The 22809-nt window shown below is 59.3% G+C and carries 18 protein-coding genes; 14 read left to right on the top strand and 4 right to left on the bottom strand.

The genetic code is table 11. The features are described 5' to 3' along the window. The first annotated feature begins 248 nt into the window (after positions 1–248). The 6 genes from mpl (at position 249) to mgtE (ending at position 7670) form a co-directional block, all read left to right on the top strand. On the top strand, positions 249–1688 hold the full coding sequence (gene mpl, locus H6A60_RS02025; RefSeq protein ID WP_205101758.1) for a UDP-N-acetylmuramate:L-alanyl-gamma-D-glutamyl-meso-diaminopimelate ligase: 1440 nt from the start codon (positions 249–251) through the stop codon (positions 1686–1688). A gap of 137 nt (positions 1689–1825) precedes the next feature. Beyond that, positions 1826–2503: a YqiA/YcfP family alpha/beta fold hydrolase gene (locus H6A60_RS02020; protein WP_205101757.1), complete on the top strand. Its 678-nt coding sequence runs from the start codon at positions 1826–1828 to the stop codon at positions 2501–2503. Positions 2504–2739: 236 nt separating this feature from the next. Beyond that, complete coding sequence (locus H6A60_RS02015) at positions 2740–4755, top strand: ribonuclease catalytic domain-containing protein (protein ID WP_205101756.1); 2016 nt, start codon at positions 2740–2742, stop codon at positions 4753–4755. Positions 4756–4775: 20 nt separating this feature from the next. Further along, positions 4776–5363, top strand: a complete 588-nt coding sequence (locus tag H6A60_RS02010) for a YrbL family protein (RefSeq protein WP_205101755.1) — start codon at positions 4776–4778, stop codon at positions 5361–5363. Between the two features lies 1 nt (position 5364). Continuing rightward, entirely contained in the window at positions 5365–6009 is a 645-nt protein-coding gene (locus H6A60_RS02005) for a YrbL family protein (RefSeq protein WP_205101754.1), read from the top strand. Positions 6010–6143: 134 nt separating this feature from the next. After that, positions 6144–7670 (top strand): magnesium transporter, encoded by a 1527-nt coding sequence (gene mgtE / locus H6A60_RS02000; protein ID WP_205101753.1) that lies wholly within the window; start codon positions 6144–6146, stop codon positions 7668–7670. A 92-nt stretch (positions 7671–7762) separates the two neighbouring features. On the opposite strand, the gene H6A60_RS01995 is transcribed toward mgtE, so the two are convergent. Next, positions 7763–8050 (bottom strand): KTSC domain-containing protein, encoded by a 288-nt coding sequence (locus tag H6A60_RS01995; protein ID WP_205101752.1) that lies wholly within the window; start codon positions 8048–8050, stop codon positions 7763–7765. Positions 8051–8398: 348 nt separating this feature from the next. Here H6A60_RS01995 and H6A60_RS01990 point away from each other — a divergent pair, with 348 nt between their 5' ends. Continuing rightward, positions 8399–9445, top strand: coding sequence for a lytic transglycosylase domain-containing protein (locus H6A60_RS01990; protein WP_239477526.1), 1047 nt, complete (start codon positions 8399–8401; stop codon positions 9443–9445). Between the two features lie 53 nt (positions 9446–9498). On the opposite strand, the gene H6A60_RS01985 is transcribed toward H6A60_RS01990, so the two are convergent. After that, positions 9499–10242, bottom strand: coding sequence for a 16S rRNA (uracil(1498)-N(3))-methyltransferase (locus H6A60_RS01985; protein WP_205101751.1), 744 nt, complete (start codon positions 10240–10242; stop codon positions 9499–9501). Between the two features lie 127 nt (positions 10243–10369). Between H6A60_RS01985 and H6A60_RS01980 the strand changes: the two genes are divergently transcribed. The 5 genes from H6A60_RS01980 to pepT all read left to right on the top strand — a co-directional run bounded on the left by H6A60_RS01980 (position 10370) and on the right by pepT (position 17312). Continuing rightward, complete coding sequence (locus H6A60_RS01980; RefSeq protein WP_205101750.1) at positions 10370–11443, top strand: glycosyltransferase family 9 protein; 1074 nt, start codon at positions 10370–10372, stop codon at positions 11441–11443. 149 nt (positions 11444–11592) lie between these two features. Then, positions 11593–13602: a transketolase gene (tkt, locus tag H6A60_RS01975; protein WP_205101749.1), complete on the top strand. Its 2010-nt coding sequence runs from the start codon at positions 11593–11595 to the stop codon at positions 13600–13602. Between the two features lie 23 nt (positions 13603–13625). After that, positions 13626–14639, top strand: coding sequence for a type I glyceraldehyde-3-phosphate dehydrogenase (gap, locus tag H6A60_RS01970; RefSeq protein WP_205101746.1), 1014 nt, complete (start codon positions 13626–13628; stop codon positions 14637–14639). A 95-nt stretch (positions 14640–14734) separates the two neighbouring features. Then, entirely contained in the window at positions 14735–15934 is a 1200-nt protein-coding gene (locus H6A60_RS01965) for a phosphoglycerate kinase (protein ID WP_205101743.1), read from the top strand. Between the two features lie 115 nt (positions 15935–16049). After that, complete coding sequence (gene pepT, locus H6A60_RS01960) at positions 16050–17312, top strand: peptidase T (RefSeq protein WP_205101740.1); 1263 nt, start codon at positions 16050–16052, stop codon at positions 17310–17312. 124 nt (positions 17313–17436) lie between these two features. On the opposite strand, the gene H6A60_RS01955 is transcribed toward pepT, so the two are convergent. Further along, complete coding sequence (locus H6A60_RS01955; protein WP_205101735.1) at positions 17437–18099, bottom strand: VTT domain-containing protein; 663 nt, start codon at positions 18097–18099, stop codon at positions 17437–17439. Positions 18100–18324: 225 nt separating this feature from the next. On the opposite strand from H6A60_RS01955, the gene mutL reads away from it, so the two are divergent. Together mutL and miaA are read left to right on the top strand one after the other, a co-directional pair. Next, entirely contained in the window at positions 18325–20595 is a 2271-nt protein-coding gene (gene mutL / locus H6A60_RS01950) for a DNA mismatch repair endonuclease MutL (protein WP_205101734.1), read from the top strand. A 3-nt stretch (positions 20596–20598) separates the two neighbouring features. Then, on the top strand, positions 20599–21576 hold the full coding sequence (gene miaA, locus H6A60_RS01945) for a tRNA (adenosine(37)-N6)-dimethylallyltransferase MiaA (protein WP_205101733.1): 978 nt from the start codon (positions 20599–20601) through the stop codon (positions 21574–21576). 123 nt (positions 21577–21699) lie between these two features. Here the strand turns inward: miaA and purM are convergent, their stop codons facing one another. Beyond that, positions 21700–22728 (bottom strand): phosphoribosylformylglycinamidine cyclo-ligase, encoded by a 1029-nt coding sequence (gene purM, locus H6A60_RS01940; RefSeq protein ID WP_205101731.1) that lies wholly within the window; start codon positions 22726–22728, stop codon positions 21700–21702. Between the last annotated feature and the right edge of the window lie 81 nt (positions 22729–22809).

The raw sequence follows: 22809 nt of genomic DNA, 5'->3' as shown, positions 1-22809 counted from the left end.
CCACCGGAATGAAATTGTTTCGATTTTCGAGCGTCGAAGCCGCGCGAGCGGACCGTGCGTAAGCGGGCGGCGCACTCGAAACGCGCGAGAATACGGAATCCGCGCTTTTTTGCGCTTTTACCGCTTTCTTCGCATTTCATTGTTTTTCGACGCCTTCACGCACCGAACTCGCATCTTAGGGGATCGGGCGGCCGGACTTGCGGCAGCGCGGCGCTCAATCGCCCGCGAGGGGTGAAAGGACACGAACCATGCATATTCATATTCTCGGCATTTGCGGCACCTTCATGGGCGGCGTCGCGCAGCTTGCCCGCGAGGCGGGCCACACCGTCACGGGGTGCGACAAGAACGTCTATCCGCCGATGAGCGACGCGCTCGAAGCGGCGGGTATCGGACTGATTGAAGGCTACGGCGTTGATCAGCTTGCCGTAAAGCCCGATCTCTGGATTGTGGGCAATGCCGTTTCGCGCGGCAATCCGCTCCTTGAAGCGATTCTCAATGCGGGTCTCCCTTATTCGTCCGGACCGCAGTGGATGAGCGAAAACATTCTCCAGGGCCGGCATGTGCTTGCCGTAGCGGGTACGCACGGCAAAACCACGACGACCTCCATGCTCGCTTGGATCCTCTCGCATGCGGGCTTGAATCCGGGCTACCTCATCGGGGGTGTGCCCGCCTGGGGCGAAAAGAGCGCGAAGCTCGGCGACGCAACTCGGGCGTTCTCGCCCTTCGTGATCGAAGCCGACGAGTACGACACGGCTTTCTGCGACAAGCGCAGCAAGTTCGTGCACTACCGTCCGCGCACGGCGATTCTCAATAACCTCGAGTACGACCACGCCGACATCTTCCCGAATCTCGAAGCGATCGAAACGCAGTTCCATCATTTGGTGCGAACGATGCCGAGCGAGGGACTCGTCGTTGCCAATGCGCTTGCGCCGGCGCTCGACCGCGTGCTCGCGCGCGGCTGCTGGTCGAAGGTCGAGCGCTTTGACGTGCCGCCCGAGAGCGAGAACGGCTGGGCGCTCCTTGAGAACGACGGGGGCGTCTCGGACGCGCCCTGGCGCATTGCGCGCGACGGACGCATTTTGGGTGAACTCCGGCTTGCGATGCCGGGGCGCTACAACGCGCTTAACGCGCTCGCGGCAGTTGCCGCTGCGGGAAGCGTCGGCGTTTCGCCCGAGCGCGCGCTCGAGGCGCTCGCGGCTTTCCCGGGCGTACGTCGCCGCCAGGAAGTCAAGGGCCGTGCCTACGGGTGCGCCGTGATCGACGACTTTGCGCACCACCCGACCGCCATTCGCGAGACCGTGGGCGCCGTCAAAGACAACATGAAGAGGCTCGGCCTCAACGGGCGGCTCCTCGCCGTGCTCGAGCCGCGCAGCAACACGATGAAGCTCGGCACGATGAAGGCGGCGCTGGCCGAGTCGCTCGCTCAGGCGGACCGGGTTTTCTGCTACGCGGGCGCGGGCGTACGCTGGGAGCCCGGTGAAGCACTTGCCCCCTTGGGCGATCGCGCCTATACGACGCACGACTTTGAGGCGCTTCTTACGCACATCGTCGATGCGGCTCGCCCGGGCGACGCGATTCTCTGCATGAGTAACGGCGCCTTCGGCGGCATTCACGGGCGGCTCCTTGAGCGCCTCGCGCAAAAGGAAGCGCAGCGTGCGTCGCAAGCCGAGCGCGGTCGAGAGGCGTGATGCAATGGCTGCGCTCTAGGGGACGTTCTGCCAAATGGTTCTCCTCCGGGCGCAGCGAACTTTGGGAGTGTCGCTCGCCGCGAAAGGGGCCGAAAGGCGGCACTCGTTTTGATAGGCATGGGTACGGGGGAAACGCCATGACGCAGGAGCGCGCTTTGGGTAGCTGGGGTAGCTTGGGTAGCGGCACGCACACGATTCTTTATTTGCACGGGTTTCTTTCTTCGCCCGCTTCGTCCAAGGTAACGGCGCTCGCGCGGGGTGCGGCCGACTGGAATGCGGCCGAGGGCGAAGCGCGCGGCATCCGCTTTGAAGTGGCTGCGCCCGACCTCAACGTGCCGCCCCGCTTGGTGGACGAGTACCTGCGCGCGCTCGCTGCGACCTATCCGAGCGAGCGCATGACGATCGTGGGCTCGAGCCTCGGCGGCTTTTATGCCGGGCGGCTAGCCAACATCACGGGCGCGCCCGTCGTGCTGCTGAACCCCTGCCTCAATCCGTGGGCGTTCGTCCAAAGCGAAACGGGCGAGCAGACGATTTTCGGCACCGAGCGCCGTATTTCGGTGGCCGAGCACTTTGCCGAGGATTTCCGCTCGCTTGCCGACGCTGTCTCGCCCGTGCCGACAGCGCTCGAGCGCACGCTCGCAATTCTTTCGACCGCCGACGAGGTGCTCGACTGGCGGCTCGCGTGGCAGTCGCTTCAGGGAGCAGGCATCGTTCTCTCGACCGGAGACGACCATCGCATTTCGCGCTTTGCGGCATTTGTGCCCGAAATTCTGCGATTTGCCGCGCCAAATCATGCTGCGAACGAGTCGCGCTAAAAAAGTCACAGCGCCCATCCGGTCAATTTCATCGCCTCATCCGATTTGGTGAGGCCCTATTTCAGGCAAAATAAATGGTTTTCCGTTTGGCGCCCTATCGTGTCGCATCGCACCGCTTCGAGATGCTTTTCGGTTTGGTGGTGCGTGTGCGGACGGCGCGCGGCGCTTGTGTGCCGCGATAGAGGACGCATTGACTCGGGGCGCGGCTCCGAAAGACTGGTTGACGAGACTTTAAGATGAATCTTTACTTTGAAGAAGACGGCGCCTTCAAGGCGGGTACGGTGCTCACGCAGACCGGCAACGCCTATCAGGTGGAACTCACGACGGGGCGCCGCACGAAAATCAAAGCTTCGCACGTCTTCTTTTCTTTCGAGTCGCCGAGCGCAGCGGCGTTGATGACGGCTGCGCCCGAAGAAGCCGCCGGGCTCGACCCCGCCTTCCTCTGGGAGGTGGCCCCCGAAGACGAATTCGGTTTTGACGAGCTCGCGGCCGAATACTGGGGCGGCGAAGCCTCGCCTGTTGAAAAAGCAGCGCTCCTTCTCGCACTGCACGGCAACCCCGTTTACTTCTACCGCAAGGGACGCGGCCGCTACCGGCGTGCGCCTGCCGACATCCTTGCCAAGGCGCTCGAAGCGCTTGAGCGCAAGCGCCGTCAGGAAGAGCAGAAGGTGCAGTGGGTGAAGGAAATGACGGAAGGGACGCTTCCCGATGCGATTCGTCAGCGCGCGATGATGCTTCTCATTGCGCCCGACAAGAACGGCATCGAGTGGAAGGCTTTGTCCGACGCTGCGGCCGCGACGCGCCAGACGCCGCTTAGACTCCTTCTTTCGCTCGGCGCCATTGCGTCGCCCTGGCGCTGGCACGTCGACAGCTTCTACGCGATCAATTTCCCGAAGGGGCGCGGCTTCCCTGCGGATCTGCCTGCTCCCGTCGCAGACGGCTGGGCGAACCTTCCCGTTGCAGACGTCGACGCGTTTTCGATCGACGACTCGGAAACGACGGAAATCGACGACGCGGCGAGCGTTACGCACTTGGGCGACGGTCGCACGCGCGTGGGCGTTCACATTGCCGCGCCCGCGCTCGGCATTCTGCGCGACGACGCGCTCGACGCGGTTGCGCGTGCGCGCATGAGCACGGTCTATGCGCCCGGCCTCAAGACGACGATGCTGCCCGAAAACTGGGTGAAAGCCTTTTCGCTCGACGAAGGCGTCGAAGTGCCGTGCCTCTCGCTCTACATCACCGTCAAGGACGAGACCTTCTCGATCGAAACGACCGAGACGCGCCTCGAGCGCATTGCCGTCAAAAAGAACCTGCGTTACGACAAGATCGATTCGCTCGTAACCGAAGAAGCGATCGAGAGCAATACGCTTGATATTCCCTACGCGCACGAAATCGGCTGGCTCTGGCACTTTGCCAAGCGCCTGCAGCACCGTCGCGAAGAAGTGCGAGGTCGTCCCGAGCCGGTCGGCCGCATCGATTGGTTCTTTGCGCTCGAGGGCGAGGGCGAAGACGCCAAGATCCACGTTAAGGGCCGCCGCCGCGGTGCGCCCCTGGATCTCCTCGTGGCCGAGCTCATGATTCTTGCGAACGAAACCTGGGGCCTCTGGCTCGAAGAGCACGGCACGGCCGGCATCTACCGCTCTCAGCGCATGGGGCGCGTTCGCATGAGCACCTCGCCCGGTCCGCACGACGGACTCGGCGTCGAGCGCTATGCCTGGAGCACGTCGCCGCTTCGCCGCTACGTCGACCTCATCAATCAGCGCCAGATGATTGCGGTTCTGAAGGGCGAGTCGCCCGTTTATGCGGGGAACGACGTCGATCTCTTTACGATTGTGAGCCAGTTTGACGCGCTCTACACGCTCTATCGCGACTTCCAGACGCGCATGGAGCGCTACTGGTCGCTGCGCTGGATCATTCAGGAAGGCCTCAAGCGCATCGAGGCGATCGTCGTCAAGGGCGACCTCGTTCGCATCGAAGGGCTGCCCTTCATGCAGCGCGTGCCGGGGCTTCCGGAAGATTTGCCGCGCGGGCGCAAGGTCGAGCTGCAGATTCTGGGTTGCGACCTCATCGACCTCGTGATGGATGCCAAACTCGTGAAGGTGCTCGACGAGTCGCTTTCGCCCGAAGACGAAGCGGCGTTCGAGGCAGAGCTCGAAGAGGCGCTGCCCGAAGCTGCAGAGGAAACATCAGAAGCGTCTGAGACGGCGTCTGCAGAAGAGGGTGCGAATTCGTCCGCTCCTCAGGTAAATTAAGGAAAATTGGAGCCGCGATCATGAGAATTGAAGTCGATATGGCGGATTATCCGACCTACTTTGCCAAGGGGTCCGACAAAGTTTGTTTTGTGGGCGAGAAGTATCCCGACCGCATTCTCAAGGTGAGTCCTTTGGAGAACTGCCGTCCCATGAGAATCGAGGTCTCGTATCTTGAGCGCCTCGAACGTCTGGGAAGAACGGCCGACTTCATGCCGAAGTATTACGGCTGGTTCAAGAACGACAAATACATCGGCTACGTTCATCAGCTCGTCAAAAGTGATTCAATTATTCCTCTTCAGAAATATATTGATTTACATGCAGATGACTTGAGTCTGATTGAAGAAAAATTGGCCGAATTGAAGGAAAAGATCCTTTCTTCGAAAATATTGGTGCTCAATATTCACGCACAAAATATTTTGGTTGACGTCAGCAATATGCATCTATGGCTGATCGATGGTTATGGAACACCTGAGGCGATCCCGCTGCCATATTGGTTTGATGTTTGCCGACGTCGTAAGGAAGAATCCCATTGGGCGAAGTTTGAACGTCGTTATGGAAGATTGAAGGCTGCGGCGCAGTTGCGTTTGCGTGAACGAAAGGCGGATTGAAATGGCCCAGAATCCCGCTTTTAAGATTAGCGACTTTGATCGTTATTTTAGTCGTGGGACTGACAAAGTTTGCTATATCAGTGAAAAATTCCCTGGAAAACTTTTAAAGATCAGTCCCTTAGCCAAAGCCAATCAGATGATTCGAGAAATTCAATACTTCGAATATCTGACCACAAAGGGTATTTCTCCGAGTTTCATGCCGAAATTTTTTGGTAGATGCTCAGATAAGGAGAATATTGGATTCGTTCAAGAGTTGTTGGTCGGCAATAACATTAAATCGTTGATCGATATCGTTCGCCGATATTACTTGACGGATCTTGCAAAAGTTGAAGATGCCTTGATGGCATTGAAAAACGAAATGTTGGAAAAGAACATAATCGTTCTTGACCTACACGGTGCAAATATCATTGGCGATATTGAGACATTGAAGCTTTGGATTATTGACGGATACGGGACGCCGGAGTTTATCCCGTTGCCAAAGTACTTTCGTTTTTTTGGGCGAATGAAAATCGAGAGACAGTGGAAGAAGTTTGTTTATCGTTACTCACTGCTCGTGACCGGACTCTCTAGAGAGCACGGGGTTTGGATGCCGAGCAAAATTGCGTCGGGACCGATTGAACCCAAAGAAAGACATCGTCCACGGTAACAGTAGAGAGGGCAACAGGCTGACTGCAATGTGTTAGCCTCTCGCCTGCGTCGAGTCGGGACGGATCTGTCGGTCTTTCCGTTCCGATTTTGAGTTGAAGAAAGAAACCGGCGTCTAAACGGAAGGAGTCGACGATGTCCGCCAGCCCGAGCGATGACGAAAAGGAAGAGCGTCACACGGCAGAGACGACCGTCGAAGAGTCTGATGCTTCTGCGCTTACGCTCGACTCCGATGAGGCGAGCCGTGCGCTTGCGCGCGTCCAGCAGATTTTTGATGAGGACGAAGAGCGCACAAAAGACTGCCCCGTTCACAATGCCGACAAGAACGACGAAGCGCTGCCGATAACGCCGGCGGCGGCATATCTTCTCAAGGAAGTCCTCGAACCGCTGCACCCGGCCGACATTGCCTGGGTGCTCGAGGCCCTGCCGCTCGACGAGCGCTTGGCCGTTTGGAACCAAGTTCGCAGTGACTCCGACGGCGACATTCTTCTTGAAGTCAATGAGGGCGTTCGTCAGACCCTGATTGACGCAATGGACCGCAGCGAGCTCGTCGACGCGGTCGAAACGCTCGATACCGACGAGATCGCCGACCTTGTCGACGACCTGCCGCCCGACGTTATGGCGGAGGTCCAGGAAGGCCTTTCGCACGAAGAGCGCGCACAGCTGCGCGCGGCCATGTCGTACCCGGAAGAGAGCGTCGGTGCGCGCATGGACTTCGAGATGGTGTCGATTCGCGAAGAAGTCACGATCGACATGGTTCTTCGCTATCTGCGCCGCTATAAGACGCTGCCCGACCACATGGACCAAGTCTTTGTAGTGGACCGACGCGGGATCCTGAAGGGCACGCTTTCGGTTGCGCAGATTTTGACGAGCGACCCGACGAAACAAGTTCGTCGGATCATGCACACGGAAAGCTTCACGCTCAATCCGCTCGATGACGTGAGCGAGGCTGCGCAGGCGTTCGAGCGCTATGACTTGGTGTCGGCAGCCGTCATTGATGAAACCGGGCGCTTGGTCGGTCGACTCACCGTCAACGAAATCGTTGACGTCATTCGTGAAGAAAGCGAAGAGGACGCTTACGGTGCGGTGGGTCTTGATGATGAACAGGACCTTTTCGGCAGCGTCTGGTCGTCGGCAAAGAGCCGCTGGCTATGGCTCGGCGTCAATCTGTGTACGGCCTTCTTTGCTTCACGCGTCATTTCCGCGTTTGACGGCACCATTGAGCGCGTTGTGGCGCTCGCGGCCTTGATGCCGATTGTGGGCGGGATGGCCGGCAATTCCGGCAATCAAACGCTCACGCTCTTGGTCCGCTCGCTCGCCATGGGGCAAGTGACGCTTTCGAACACGGCGGATATTTGGCGTAAAGAGGTGGGCGTTGCGATTCTCAACGGCCTCATCTGGGGCTGCATTGCGGGCTTGCTCGCTTGGGCGCTTTACTGGGATACGCCCGAGGGGCAGAAACTCGGCATCGTGATGGCGTTGGCCATGTTCCTCAACATGCTGCAGGGTGCAGTTGTGGGGCTTGCCGTACCGTTTGTTTTGAAGAAGCTCGGTCGTGACCCCGCGATGGGCGGCTCCGTGCTGCTTACTTTCATGACGGACTCGGGCGGTTTCCTGATCTTCCTCGGACTCGCGACTGTCTTTTTTGGTATTTCTGCGTAAACGAAGCAGTTTGGGCTCGGTGCAGGCCTAAAAAATCAGGCCTCTGAGCTGCGGCGCGTCAGAGGCCTTTGGGAAAGCAACGAATTCGGCTATCACAGGTCGCCGAAGAGGCGTTTCAGGTCGTCAATGCTTTTTTTGGGCTTGCTGCCTGCGGCCTGACTTTCCTTGTCCGAAATCTCACGAATCGTGTAGTTCTCTTCGAGCTCGTCCTTCCAGTAGCTCATCGGCGACGCCGAGCCGAGGAAGCGTTCGGCAGTTTCAAGACCGACGTTTTCGCATCGAAGAATGCGGTGCGTATCAAATTCAACATCCAGCCAGCGGCGCGTCGGATCGTAGCCCGCTGAGAGAATGCCGCCTCGGTGAATGGGTCTGCGCTTCATGGTGGTCCTCCGCAACTATAGTTCGACGGTTTGCTGCTCTTTTGGGCAGTCATCTCAGCACTTTCTTGCGCTCTCTAAAGATGTCGTGCATAACGGACATTTTATGCACAGCGAGCGGCAGTGAAGCAACGCTTCACTTTTCGAATTCTGAAAGGTGATTGCTTTCTTGCGGCTAAAAATACTTGAAGAAAACTCCCTAAAAATCAAAAAGATAATGTGCTGATTGACGGCAGGAAGAGAAAGAAAGCAGGAATTTCACTCATTTAGTAAAATCCGACGCTTTCGTATTTTCTGTTAGGCTCGAACCTGACGCGAGTGAGGACGCGTCCGCCAAACGACACGCTATTGATGAAAAAGAAAGACAAAATACTGACCGACCGATGTGCCGAGCCCCGCGAGACGTGGCGGCCGCTCGCGCAGGCGGGTGCGCCAAAGAAGCCCTTCTTGGGCGGTTTCGCCGTGCCCGCAATGCTTGTGGCCTCAGTGCTTGTCTTTTTTGCTGCCGGTGCCGAACAGCCTGACGACGAGGTGCCCGCGGCCGACTCGATCGAAATGGTGATCGCGAGCGAAATGGAGCCGTTGCCGCCCTCATTGACGGATGAGTCGCCGTCAGTCGTTTCCCGGTGGGACAATGACAGGCTTTCTGCAGACGAAGCAGACGATCCCCATGCGCTCGATGCTGCTGGCGAAGGCGTTGCCGCTTATGTGAGCCGAAGCTACCGCGTGCCGCTCGAAGAGGCGCGGCAGATGGTCGGCTGGTCGCTGGAGGTAGGTGCGGGGCTCGATGTCGATCCGCTTCTTATCCTCGCCGTCGTGGGGACGGAGTCGAGCTTTAATCCCAAAGCGAAAAGCAAAGCGGGGGCCGAAGGCCTGATGCAGGTGATGACTAAAGTGCACCAGGAAAAGTTCAAGGCGTTTGGCGGTCGATCCGCAGCTTTCGAACCCTACCCGAACATGGTCGTCGGTACGAGCATTCTGAAGTCGCTCATCAATCGCACCGGGAGCGTCACCAAAGCGCTCAAATGGTATAGCGGTGCGGCCAATCACAAAACCGATTATGGGTACGGCGCCAAGGTGCTCCAAGAGCGCAGTCGTCTCTTGGTTGCGGCTTCCGGTGACTCGAATGGGGCTGTGAAGCTCCTTAGAACCAAGCAGAGTGGGCCGAGCTACCGCAAGAACGTCGTGGTTGCGAGTCTCGATTATTCGCACTGGGCCGACGTTTCTGTAAAAGCCCGGGATGCTTCCGACGATCTTCGCGACGAGGCTTCGGCGAGTGCGCCGCTCGCCGTTCGGGAGTCCGTGCGCAGCGATTCGGCGAGCGAGAAGAGGCGCGTCGCCGAAACGAAGCTTGACTCGGCAAAAGGCAAGAAGTCCGAGGCCGTCGAGGTCAACTGAGAGTCGGGGCGCCGCTTGCTATCGGCGCCCGCGCCTTACCTCCAATCATCTCATCAGCGGCGCGGGTAGTCGCCCGCAAGCGTCTGCAGCCAAACCGCGGCTGCAAGCCCCGCCGTTTCCGTGCGCAGCACGCGCGGGCCCAATAGTTGTGCCCGCCAGCCGAAGGATTCGGCAGCAGCAATCTCCTCTGCGTTAAAGCCGCCTTCGGGGCCGATGGCAACGGCGACCGATGCGAGACCGGGTCTCAGACGTTCTGGGGGCGTTCCCGCGTTTGCGCCCGGCGCAAGCACGAGCTTCAACTCGGCCGTCGAATCAGAAAAGGCGGCTGAAAGCGACGGATAGGCACGAATCGCCGGAACAACGTTTCTGCCGCATTGTTCAGCGGCTGCGCGCGCAATGTCGCGAAGCCGCTGCAAGCGCTTTTCCAGCCGTTCGCCCGAGAGCTTCGTGACCGAGCGTGCAGCGGGCGCAAATACGAATTCGTGCATACCGGCTTCAACGCCCTTTTCAACGATCCATTCCGTTTTTTCGGGAGAAACGAAACTCTGTAGGAGCGTGATACGTAACGGCGACTCCGTTTGCGGCGCTTCGACCTCATTGATGTCAACCCAGGCGCTCTCGTTCGAGAAGCCGATCGGGCCGCGCCAGAGCCGGCCGCGACCGTTGAAGACGTCAACGATTTCACCGCTCGCGAGTCTGAGCGAGCGGCCGGCATGCTTGGCCGCGTTAGCTGGCAGAAGGATGCGGCCGGAGAAAAATTCGTCGGGCTCGTCAATAAAAAAGCGCGGGTTGGCCATTGGGATCCTCAGGGCGTACTAAATGCCGCGTAGGGTAAATGTGTTCGCTCGTCTTGTCGAGGCTTTGACGTATCCGGAAGAAAATGCACACAATACGGCTTTCGTCAGCTAACAGCGGATTTTGCTCATGCGGGTACTGATCGTTTCCATGCGTTATTTGGGGGACTGTGTTGTTTCGGCAGCTTTGGCGCGTGCCGTCAAAGAAAAAATGCCGGACGCCGAGGTCTGGATGCTCACCTTCAAGCGCAATCTGCCGATTCTCGAGGGCATCGACATTCTCGATGGCGTGATCGGAGTGGAAGCGAAGCCGAGCTACCTGAAGCAGCTCAAGGAAATGGCCAGTGTCTGGAAAAAATTCGACTGGTCGATCATTACGCATCAAAGTACTCGTACTTTTCTTTACGGAGCCGCGGCTGGCCGACGTCAGTCGATGTTTGATGTGCCTGCCAAGTCTCAGAACGGTTGGCAGCGACTCTTCATTTCCGACTTTGTGCCGAAGTTGGGCGGCATTCACAAGCTCGACGCCATTTCGGTTGTTTTAAAGCCTTTGCTTAACGAGGTGCCGCATCCGGATCCCGTTGCGCCGAACGCGCCGCTAAGCGAGGAGATTCTCGCGGATCTCGGGGACGGTCCCTTTGTTGTATTTCACCTTTGTTCCCAGTATTCCGACAAAAATGCGTCCAATACCGGGTGGCGGGCGCTGGGCGAAAAAGCCATCGAGGCGGGCTTCCGCATCGTATTTACGGGCGGTGGTTCGGACTACGAGGCCAAGCAGATTGCGGAGGTCTCCGATGGGTGGGCCGCGGAGCACTTCCGTAACTATTCCGGTCGCCTCTCGTTCGGGCAGACGGGGGCTTTGATTCGACGGGCTAAAGCATTTGTCGGGGTAGACACTGCAACGGTGCATGTGGCAGCTGCGACAGGCTGTCCGACGATTGCGCTTTTCGGGCCGACCTCCGTTGCGCACTGGGGGCCGGCGCCTCAGCACGGCGAGAGAAAGTATCGCGACGATTTGGCGCTGCAGCGATCCGGCAACGTTTCCGTTCTTCAGCATCCGAAATACATCGACTGCAGATCGTGCAGAAGCGGGCACAAGCAGCGTTGTCCGTTGTGGCCGGATCCGTCGCTTGCGGCCTGTTTGCAATCGATGCCTGTCGATTTTGTTTGGGAGGAGCTGAAGTACCGACTGAAGCTCGCTTGAGCGGCGTCGCGGTGCGTTTCGCAGAGGAAAGTCGACAGAGAGCTCGCGACGTGCGGGCCCTCTGAATTAAAATGCCCGCCATACTGAGAATGCCCTAGCGGGTTTCTCAGTCGATGGTTTCTTTTTATTTCCTCTATTCGGAATTTTCGATGTCAAACGTCTCCGCTCAGACGATGGCGAACGCGATTCGCGCGCTTTCCATGGATGCCGTTCAAAAGGCCAAGTCCGGTCACCCGGGCATGCCGATGGGCATGGCTGATATTGCGACGGCGCTCTGGTCTCGTCACCTGCGCTTCAACCCGACGGATCCCAAGTGGATCGGCCGCGACCGCTTCATTCTTTCGAACGGTCACGGCTCGATGCTGCAGTACGCATTGCTGCACCTGACGGGCTACGACCTTTCGATGGAGGACATCAAGAACTTTCGTCAGCTGCACAGCAAGACGCCCGGCCACCCCGAAGTCGACGTGACGCCCGGCGTCGAAACGACGACCGGACCCCTCGGCCAGGGCATTGCCAACGGTGTCGGCATGGCGCTTGCCGAAAAGCTTCTCGCTAAGGAATTCAATCGCGAGGGCTTCCCCGTCATCGACAACCGCACGTACGTCTTCTTGGGCGATGGTTGCCTGATGGAAGGCATCAGCCACGAAGTGTGCTCGCTTGCGGGTGTCTGGGGCCTCAACAAGCTCATCGCGATTTACGACGACAACGGCATCTCGATTGACGGCGATGTGCGCGGCTGGTTCCGCGACGATACGCGCGGCCGCTTCGAAGCCTACGGCTGGAACGTGATCGGTCCGGTCGATGGCCACGATATCGACGCGATGGACCGTGCGATTGCCGAGGCGAAGGCCTCGACCGAGAAGCCCACGCTCATCATTGCTAAGACGACGATCGGTAAGGGTTCGCCGCATCGCGCCGGTACGGCCAAGGTGCACGGTGAAGCGCTCGGTGACGAAGAAATTGCTGCGACGCGCGAAGCGCTCGGCTGGACACATCCGCCCTTTGAAATTCCGCAGGAGGTCTACGACGCCTGGGATCACCGCAAAGAAGGCGCTCGCATCGAAGGCGAATGGCAGAAGCTTTTTGCCGCCTATGAAGCCGAATACCCCGAACTCGCTGCGGAACTTAAGCGCCGCTTGGCGGGCGATCTTCCCGCCAACTGGGATAGCGTCGTGCTTGACGCCATTGCTGCCGCTGCTGAAGCCGCTGAAACGGTTGCTACGCGCAAGGCGAGCCAGAAGGCGCTTAACGCACTCGCGCCAGCGCTTCCGGAACTCCTCGGCGGCTCGGCCGACCTGACGGGGTCGAACCTTACCAACTGGTCGGGGTCCGTGAGCCTCAATTCCGGCGACTTCCTTGCCCGTCACATCAGCTACGGCGTGCGAGAATTCGGCATGTCGGCCATTCTGAACGGCATTGCTCTCTACGGCGGCTTCATCCCCTACGGTGCGACCTTCCTCACGTTCAGCGACTATTCGCGCAACGCGCTTCGCATGTCCGCGCTCATGAAGCAGCGCGTCATCAATGTCTTTACGCACGACTCCATCGGTCTCGGCGAGGACGGTCCGACGCATCAGTCGGTCGAGCACGTTCCGTCGCTGCGTCTTATCCCCGACATGGATGTTTGGCGTCCTGCCGACACCGTTGAAACGGTGGTCGCTTGGGCGAGCGCCATCGAGCGCCGCGACGGTCCCTCGAGCCTCATCTTTACGCGTCAGAATGTGCCCTTCATCGATCGCGACGAAGTGGATGCCGACGCAATCGCCATGGGCGGCTACGTGGCTGCCGATGCGCCCGCGGGCGCCGGCGAAGCCGACGTCATTCTCCTTGCCACGGGCTCGGAAGTCGGTCTCGCGATGGCTGCGCGCGCGGAACTTACCGCCCGCAACATTCAGGTGCGCGTCGTTTCGATACCCTGTACGAACCGCTTCGATCGCCAGTCGCGCGAATACCGCGAGTCGGTGCTCACACCGGGTACGCCCGTTTTGGCGATGGAAGCTTCTAAGAGCGACCTTTGGTGGAAGTATTTCTCCGGCAAGGGCGACGTGCTCGGCGTCGATCGTTTCGGCGAAAGCGCTCCGGCCAAGATTCTTTGGGATCGCTTCGGCTTCACTGTCGAAAACGTGATCGCCAAGGTTGAAAACCTCATCAAGTAAACACCTGCTTAGGAAAGAAGAAAATGACAATTCGCGTCGCCATCAACGGCTTCGGTCGCATCGGTCGCAATGTTCTGCGTGCTCACTACGAATCCGGCAAGAAGCACGACATTGAAATCGTCGCCGTGAATTCCCCGGGTGATGTGAACATCAATGCACATCTCCTGCGCTACGACACCGTTCACGGCCGCTTCAATGCGACGGTCGAAACCGACGGCGATTACATGATCGTCAACGGCGATCGCATGCGCGTCTTCGGCACGCGCGATCCGCGCGAACTGCCTTGGGCCGACCTTGGCGTCGACCTCGTGATGGAATGCACGGGCGCTTTCAACTCCAAGCCCAAGAGCCAGGTGCATCTTGATCAGGGTGCGAAGAAGGTGCTGCTTTCTGCGCCCGGCAAGCCTGCCGACGCGACGATCGTCTACGGCGTCAACCAGCACGTTCTGAAGGCAACCGATACGGTCGTCTCGAACGCCTCCTGCACGACGAACTGCCTCGCGCCGCTCGTCAAGCCCCTGCAGGAAGCGATCGGTCTCGAACGCGGTCTGATGACTACTGTTCACGCCTACACGAACGACCAGGTTCTCACGGACGTCTATCACAAGGACCTTCGTCGTGCCCGTTCCGCCACGCATTCCATGATCCCGACGAAAACGGGCGCCGCCGCCGCTGTTGGCCTGGTGCTCCCGGAACTCAACGGCCTTCTCGACGGCTTTGCCGTTCGCGTGCCCACGATCAACGTGAGCTTTGTCGACCTGACCTTCATCGCCAAGCGCGACACGTCGGTTGAAGAAATCAACGCGATCATGAAGGCTGCCGCCGAATCCGAATCGCTGAAGGGCATCCTCGGCTACAACGATCAGCCGCTTGTGTCGATCGACTTCAACCACGACTCGCACAGCTCGACCTATGACGCGACGCTCACGAAGGTCTCGGGCGGCCGCCTCGTCAAGGTTACGTCCTGGTACGACAACGAATGGGGCTTCTCGAACCGCATGCTCGATACGGCTTGCGCCATGATGGCCGCCAAGTAAGCAGAACCGGTTTGACCGATTGAACTGACTGATTCGAATAGGGCCGCACAAGACCGAAGGGCTGTGCGGCCCTAGATTTAAAGAAGGAGCGAAAAATGCAGGTTTTGACGCTTGAAAAACTGGCTCAGAGCGGCGAATTGAAGGGCAAGCGCGTGCTGATCCGCTGCGACCTCAATGCGCCGCATGACGCCGAGGGCCATATCACGAACGAAACGCGACTCGTGGCGAGTGTGCCCGCTATTCGCACGGCGCTCGATGCCGGGGCTGCCGTCATGGTGATGAGTCACTTGGGCCGTCCGACCGAAGGTACGGTGCGTCCCGAAGATTCGCTCGCGCAGGTCGCCAAGCGCATGGGCGAACTCCTCGGCTGCGAAATGCCGCTCGTGACCGATTGGGTCGACGGCGTTGAAGTGGCGCCCGGCCACGTCGTAATGCTTGAAAACTGCCGCTGCAATGTGGGCGAAAAGAAGTGCAACGATGAGCTCTCGAAGAAGTACGCGGCGCTTTGCGACGTCTACGTCAACGACGCTTTCGGCACGGCGCATCGCGCGCAGGCGAGCACGGTAGGTGTGGCTCGCTATGCCAAGACCGTTTGCGCGGGTCCCCTGATGGCGGGCGAAATCGATGCGCTCACGAAGTCGCTCGAAAAGCCGCAGCGTCCGCTCGTGGCGATCGTGGCAGGTTCCAAGGTTTCAACGAAGCTTACGATCCTCTCGAACCTCGCTGAGAAGGTCGACGGTCTCATCGTCGGCGGCGGCATTCTCAACACGTTCCTCCTCGCGGCTGGTAAGCCCATCGGCAAGTCGCTCGCCGAACCCGAACTCGTTGACGAATGCAAAAAGGTGCTCGCAATTCTTGAAAAGAAGGGCGCTACGCTTCCGATGCCCGTCGACGTTGTTGCCGCCAAGGCCTTTGCGGCGGATGCGGAACACCGCGTCGCTTCCGTTGACGACGTGCAGGACGACGAAATGATTCTTGACGTCGGTCCCAAGACGGCTGCCATGCTGGCCGATGTTGTCCGCAAAGCGGGCACGATCGTTTGGAACGGCCCGGTCGGCGTCTTTGAAATGGCGCCCTATGCTGAAGGCACGAAGGCGCTTGCCGAAGCGATTGCCGAGGCGACCGACAAGGGGGCCTTCTCAATCGCTGGCGGCGGTGACACGGTTTCGGCCGTGAGCACGTTCGGCGTTCAGTCGCGCATTTCCTACATCTCGACGGGGGGCGGCGCCTTCCTCGAATTCCTCGAAGGCAAGAAGCTTCCGGCGCTTGCCGTTCTGGAAGAACGCGCCGAATAATACCGGTGCCACTCGATTTTGAGGGTCGCATTCTTCTGGCGGCTCTCAAAAGACGGTTTTTGTGCGCTCGAGGTGATCGGCCTTGGGCGCATTTCGTTTGCGGGAAGACACTGTCATGGAAGAAAAAATCAAAAGAGAGGAAGCGCTCCTTGAGCGCTTCATGCGCTACGCAGCCGTATCTTCGCAGAGCGACGCCAAGGCGAAGAATGTGCCGAGCAGTGAAGGGCAGCGTGCGCTTGCCGAACTGCTTGCAAAAGAGCTTCAGGCGCTCGGGTTCGAGTCGATCGAAATCTCCGAGCACGCAGTGTTGACGGCGCGACTGCCGAGCAACCTGCCGCAGGGCGTCAAGGCGCCGGTCGTCGGCTGGTGTGCACACTTGGATACGGTTGACGTCAATCTCTCGCCCGACGTGAAGCCCTGGGTGCTGCGCCATTATGCGGGTGGTGATATCTGTCTCAATGAGGAAAAAGATATTTGGCTGCGTGCAAGCGAGCATCCCGAACTCAAGCGCTTTGTCGGTGAGGATTTGGTCCTCACCGACGGCACATCGGTGCTCGGCGCCGACAACAAATCCGCGATTGCCAACCTGATGACGGCATTTGCAATCGTGCGCGAAGAAAATCGACCGCATGGCGAGATCTACGTTGCTTTCGTGCCTGACGAAGAAATCGGGCTTCGTGGTGCGAAGAAGCTCGACGTTTCGAAGTTTCCCGTCGATTTCGCTTACACGATCGACTGCTGCGCGTTGGGTGAAGTCGTCTATGAAACCTTCAATGCCGGCAGCGCCCTTCTCTCGATCGAGGGTGTGACGGCGCATCCGATGTCTTCAAAGGGCGTGCTCGTCAATCCGACGCTGATCGCCGTTGACTTTGTCAATATGCTCGATCGAGGCGAAACCCCTGAATGCACGGCCGATCGCGAAGGTTTTGTGTGGGTGCACGCGATTAACTCCAATGCGTCAAAGGCGACGGTATCGATCAAAATCCGCGATCACAACCGCGCACGTTATGAAGAAAAGAAGGCACTTCTCGAGGCGGCAGCCGCCTTCCTGAAGACGCGTTATCCGAGAGCGAAGATCGAACTTTCGATTTCGGATACGTACGGCAACATCGCCGACGCCATCAAGCCCGAAAACCGTGCCTGCATCGATATGCTCTACCGCGCGCTCGCCCTGGAAGGGATTGAACCCAAGACGATTGCGATGCGAGGGGGCACGGACGGCTCCTTCATTTCGACGCTCGGGATCCCGACGCCGAATTACTTTACGGGTGCGCTCAATTTCCACAGTTTTTCGGAATTTATTCCGATGGGCGACTGGGAACGCAGTCTCGCAGTGACGCTTGCGCTCGTCGATCTGGCGGCCGGGCGGCGAAAGTAAGTTTCCGCGCCGAGCGAGATCGAAAGAAGGCTGACGTGGCCTTGTAAGAAAAAGAGCGGGCAGTTTTACGTGAACTGTCCGCTCTTTGGCGCCCGTGCCCGGCACGGGGAAACTGTCAGCGTTCTTAGGCGCTCTTCTTGGCGTTCTGGCGCGTCTGAAACCATCGCCAGGCAACACCGACGATGACCGGGCCGATCGCTGCGGCAAAAATGCCGAGCACGAGAATCAGCGAGAGATTGTTCTTGATGAACGGAATGTTGCCGAATAGGTAGCCCGCCCCCACAATCGTCACGGCCCAGAGAACGGCGCCCGCACCGGAAAAGAGTTCGAAGCGCAGATAGTCCATGCGGGCCGCCCCCGCAATCAAAGGCGCAAAGGCGCGTACGATGGGCACGAAGCGCGCGAGCAGAATGGTTTTGCCGCCATGGCTCACGTAAAAGGCGTGTGCGTGCTGGAGCTTCGCTGCATTGATCCAGCTGATGCTGCCGTCGTAGATTTTCGCGCCGAACCATTTGCCCGTCGCATAGCCCACCGAGTTGCCAAGGATGGCACCGAGCGCCACGGCGAACATGATGACCCAGGGGCTGGCTGTGCCGGCGGCGGCGACGGTGCCTGCTACAAAGAGAAGCGAGTCGCCCGGCAGGAAGGACATGACGACGAAGCCGGTCTCAAGAAAGAAGATCACGAACATCGCCAAATAAATCAGCGTGACGTGATGCGTCGCCAAAGTGACCAGAAAGTGGTCGGCGTTTGTAAAAAGTTCGACGATGAGACCGATGATGTCCATGGTTGGCTGAGTGAGACAATCTGTCCGTCAATCGGCCGATAACAACTATTTCGGCGAGTCTGTTCGAATCGACGGCACGTGTAAGCATGACCTGAAACAGCCAATTATCATACTGAAAGCCGACCGAAACGGCGGATTGCGGCAATCAAATTGCAAGCGATTATCTACGGCGCTTCGCTTCGTGGAAGGAGCTGTTGTGCCCGAAGAATCGGAGTGAGGGATTTCTTGAGCCAGGACGAACAGAAGACGGTCGAAGTCGACCGCATCAGTGAAGTTGACGGAACGATCAAAGCGCCGCGGCGCGAAATTCGCGAGCTGCCCTCGCTCTTGATCAGTCAGATTGCCGCAGGTGAGGTGATCGAGCGTCCCGCTTCGGTCGTGAAGGAACTTGTCGAAAACGCAATCGATGCCGGTGCCGAACATGTCGAAGTACGTGCCGATGCCGGCGGCTTGAAGCGTATTGTCGTCGCCGATGACGGCTGCGGCATTCCGAAGGAGGAACTCCCGCTCGCATTGAAGCGCCACGCGACAAGCAAAATCCGCTCGCTTCTTGAGCTCGAAAACGTTCGAAGTCTCGGGTTTCGCGGCGAAGCGCTCGCGTCCATCGATTCCGTTTCAGACCTTTCGATCAAGAGTCGTACGGCCGATTCGGCCGTGAGCTGGCAGATTCGCGGCGGCGAGGTGCAGCCTGCGCCCGGGATGCCGCGCGGGACGCGCGTTGAGGTCGACGATCTTTTTTATAAAACGCCTGTTCGCCGCAAGTTCATGCGTGCCGAGAGTACGGAAACCGCGCACATTGTCACGCAGCTCGAACGTGTGGCACTCGCGAATCCGGACGTTGAATTCCGCTTTTTCTCAAATGGCCGCGAGACCCTGCATCTGCCCAAGGCGTCGCAGGCCGATCGAATTCTTGCGCTGATGCCTAAGGACTTCGCGGGTCATTGCCGTGCGGTTGAGGCGCGTGAAGGCGGCATGCGGATTACGGGACTTGTGGGACTGCCGACCGTCTCGCGAACGCGCGGCGATGCTCAGTACCTTTTCGTCAATGGGCGTTTTATCCGCGACCGCGTGATGTCGCACGCCGCGCGTGCGGCCTATGAAGATGTGCTCCACAACAAAGCGCAGCCGATGTACTGCCTTTTCCTCGAAATTCCGCCGACGGAAGTGGATGCGAACGTTCATCCGACGAAGTCGGAGGTGCGATTCCGCGAATCGGGGCGCGTGCACAAGCTGATTGAGTCGGCTGTTGAGCGGGCGCTTGCCGTTTCGTCGGCAGGCATCGTTGACGACACCGAGGCGGGCGAGGATCTCGTACCGAGCTCGGGCGCTGCGCTCAAGGATGTGTCGCTCGGTAGCGACTCTAAGAACGCTGGAAGTGACAAAACGGAAGCGCCGAGCCTCTTTGAGGCGCGCGACGTTTCGATCGGCCTCAACGCCTTCTCCCGTGTCGAGGTGCCGCCTGCGGCCGAATGGGAGCGACAGTTCGGCGTGACGCGCGGCAGCCCCTATCCGAAGCCCTTTGAATCTTCGCGTCCCGGATTCGGCAAGACCACCGTGCAGGCGAGCGCTGCCCATCCGAGCAAGCGCGCGGTCGAAAACGCCATGTCGCTTTACGGTGCGCCGCGCGATTTTTCGCTCGAGCGAGCGGACAATCGCGTTCCGCAATCTGCCATTGCGGCGCCGCCAGCCGAAGCAAAGGACGAGCTGACATCAAGCGACACGGTGCGTGCTGAAGCGGCAGCAGATCGTAGTGAGGTCGAAGCGCCGGAAGTCCACGATCGCGTGATCGCACAACCGACTGCAGAGGCTACAGTGGATCCGGTAGCCGTTGCACCGCTTGGTTTTGCAGCTGAGGCGCCTCTCGCGTCAAGTTCCGCACAGGCGGCCGGTTCGACGGTGCTTGCCGGAAGTCTCGGCCGCCCGATCGCGCAGGTGGCAGGCATCTACATCCTCGCCGAAAACGAAGAAGGCCTCGTTATTGTCGACATGCATGCGGCAGCCGAGCGCGTGCTCTACGAACGGCTGAAGACGCAGATTTCGCAGAAAAAGCTTGCACTCCAGCCGCTCTTGATTCCGATCGTCGTCCGCGTGACGCCGCTCCAGTTCGCTGCTTTCGAAGAGCATCAGACGCAGCTCGAAGCCATGGGACTCGAAGTAACGGGGGGCGGCGACTCGACGATCGTTCTTCGGACGATTCCCTCGATTCTCTCCAATGTACCGGTGCCAGAACTTGAAGCGATGCTTCGCGAGGTGCTCGAAGATGTGAAGGACTTCGGCGCTTCGGAGTGGATTGAGGTCGAAAAGAACAAAATTCTCGCTACCATGGCCTGCCACAGTGCTTTTCGCGCCAATCGCAAACTTTCTCTTCCGGAAATGGATGCGCTTTTGCGAGACATGGAGCAGACGGCGCGAGCCGACCAGTGCAACCACGGGCGACCGACCTGGACGAAGCTCACCGTTGCCGAGCTCGACAAGCTCTTTATGCGCGGGGAGTGAGCCATGACGAAAAAGGAAATGACGATATTCGGCGCCTCAAGGCCAGAGGCGCTTTTGCTCCTTGGACCCACCGCGAGCGGCAAATCCGCGCTCGCTTTGGCGCTTGCGGAACACTTTGAGATCGAAATCGTTTCCATCGACTCTGCGCTCGTTTATCGAGGCATGGATATCGGCAGCGCCAAGCCGACAGCCGAGGAGCTGCGGGCGGCGCCGCATCATCTCATCGATATTCGAGAAATCGACGAGCCGTATAGCGCAGCCGATTTTGTGACGGATGCCGTTAGGCTTGTTGCGGAGATCCGAGAGAGAGGGCGCTTTCCGTTAATCGTAGGCGGCACCATGCTTTACGCCAAAGCGCTTCGCGAGGGGCTCAACGATATGCCGACCACGTCACCCGACGTTCGCGCAGGGGTTCTTGCAGAAGGCGAACGGGAAGGATGGCCTGCGATGCACGCGAAGCTTGCGGTGGTGGATCCGACGACTGCTGCGCGCCTTGCGCCCAACGACAAGCAGCGCATCGGCCGTGCACTTGAAGTCTTCAGAATGACAGGACGCCCCCTGTCGAGCTTTCATGCGGAAAGAACGGTCAAGCCGTACCTCAAGCTCTGCACGGTCGGACTGGTGCCGGAAGATCGCGCCAAGCTTCACGCGCGGATTGCCGAGCGTTTCGATGCGATGCTTGCGGCTGGTTTCCTTGACGAAGTGAAGCGCCTCATGGCGCAGCCCAATTTCGATCCCGAAAGTCCCGCCATGCGTTCTGTCGGCTACCGGCAGGCGATCGATTTTCTTTCGGGGCGCCTCGACGAGAAGGCGTTCCGCGAAGCGGGCATTGCGGCAACGCGCCAGCTTGCCAAGCGGCAGCTCACGTGGCTGCGCGGCATGACCGACATCATTCGCATTGATCCTTTTGTGAGCGACGTAGCGGCAATCGTCGAGGCGCTCTCGGCATATCTGGACGATTTCGGTGTTCGGCGCAAGTAGCCGCCGATTCGTTCGACCAGCAAAAAGCCCGAAGCGACTTCAGTGGCTTCGGGCTTTGGGAGCGACTGATGCGTGCCGACCGATCGGTCGGCACGGCTGCGCTTCAATGCGTATGGCTTGCGATCAGAGCACGACGCAGGGCGCTTCGCCTTCGGGGCGCTCAACGATCTCGCCGATGCGGAAGACCTTTTCGCCCTGAGCGCGGAAGGCTTCCATGGCCTTGTCGGCTTCTTCGGCCGAAACGATAACGGCGAGACCAATGCCGTTATTGAAGACACGGAACATCTCGTGGTGTTCGATGTTGCCCTTTTCCTGGAGCCAATCGAAGATGGCCGGACGCGTCCAGGTGCTGCCGTCGATCTTGGCCTGCACGCCTTCGGGCAGGACGCGCGGCACGTTTTCCAGGAGGCCGCCGCCCGTGATGTGGGCCATGCCCTTGATGTCGACCGACTTCATCACTTCAAGAACCTGCTTGACGTAGATGCGGGTCGGTTCCATCGCGCGGTCGGCGAGCGTAGCGCCGTCAAAGGGCATCGACCAGTCGGCGCCCGAGACTTCGACAACCTTGCGGATAAGCGAGAAGCCGTTCGAGTGCGGGCCGCTCGACGCGAGGCCGAGAACGACGTCGCCCGGACGAATGCGCGTGCCGTCAATGATGCGGTCCTTTTCAACGACGCCGACGGCAAAGCCCGCGAGGTCGTACTCGCCTTCCGGATACATGCCGGGCATTTCAGCGGTTTCGCCGCCGATCAGCGCGCAGCCCGCGAGCTCGCAGCCCTTGGCCACGCCCGCAACGACGCGCGAGGCCACGTCGACATCGAGCTTGCCGCAGGCGTAGTAGTCCAGGAAGAAAAGGCTTTTGGCGCCCTGAACGAGAATGTCGTTGACGCTCATCGCGACGAGGTCCTGGCCGACCGTGTCGTGGCGGCCGAGCTTGAAGGCGAGCATGAGCTTTGTGCCCACGCCGTCCGTGCCCGTCACAAGAACCGGGTTTTTATAATCCTTGCTCACTTCGAAGAGAGCGCCGAAGCCGCCGATCGAGCCGAGGACGCCGGGAATCATCGTGCGCTTGGCTGCGGGCTTGATGCGTTCGACGAGTTCATCGCCGGCATCGATGGAAACGCCGGCGGCAGCATAAGAAAGCTGAGTCATGGAATTCTCGCTGTTTGATGTGCGAAGACGTCCGGCCCCTCTCTCGGGGCCGCACCGACGCAGGGTGCGGCGGCAGTCTCC

The sequence above is a fragment of the Sutterella massiliensis genome (assembly GCF_016899755.1).
Lineage (GTDB): Bacteria > Pseudomonadota > Gammaproteobacteria > Burkholderiales > Burkholderiaceae_F > Sutterella > Sutterella massiliensis.
Note: the sequence above shows the minus strand (reverse complement) of the source record. Positions and strands in the feature narration are given on the sequence as shown.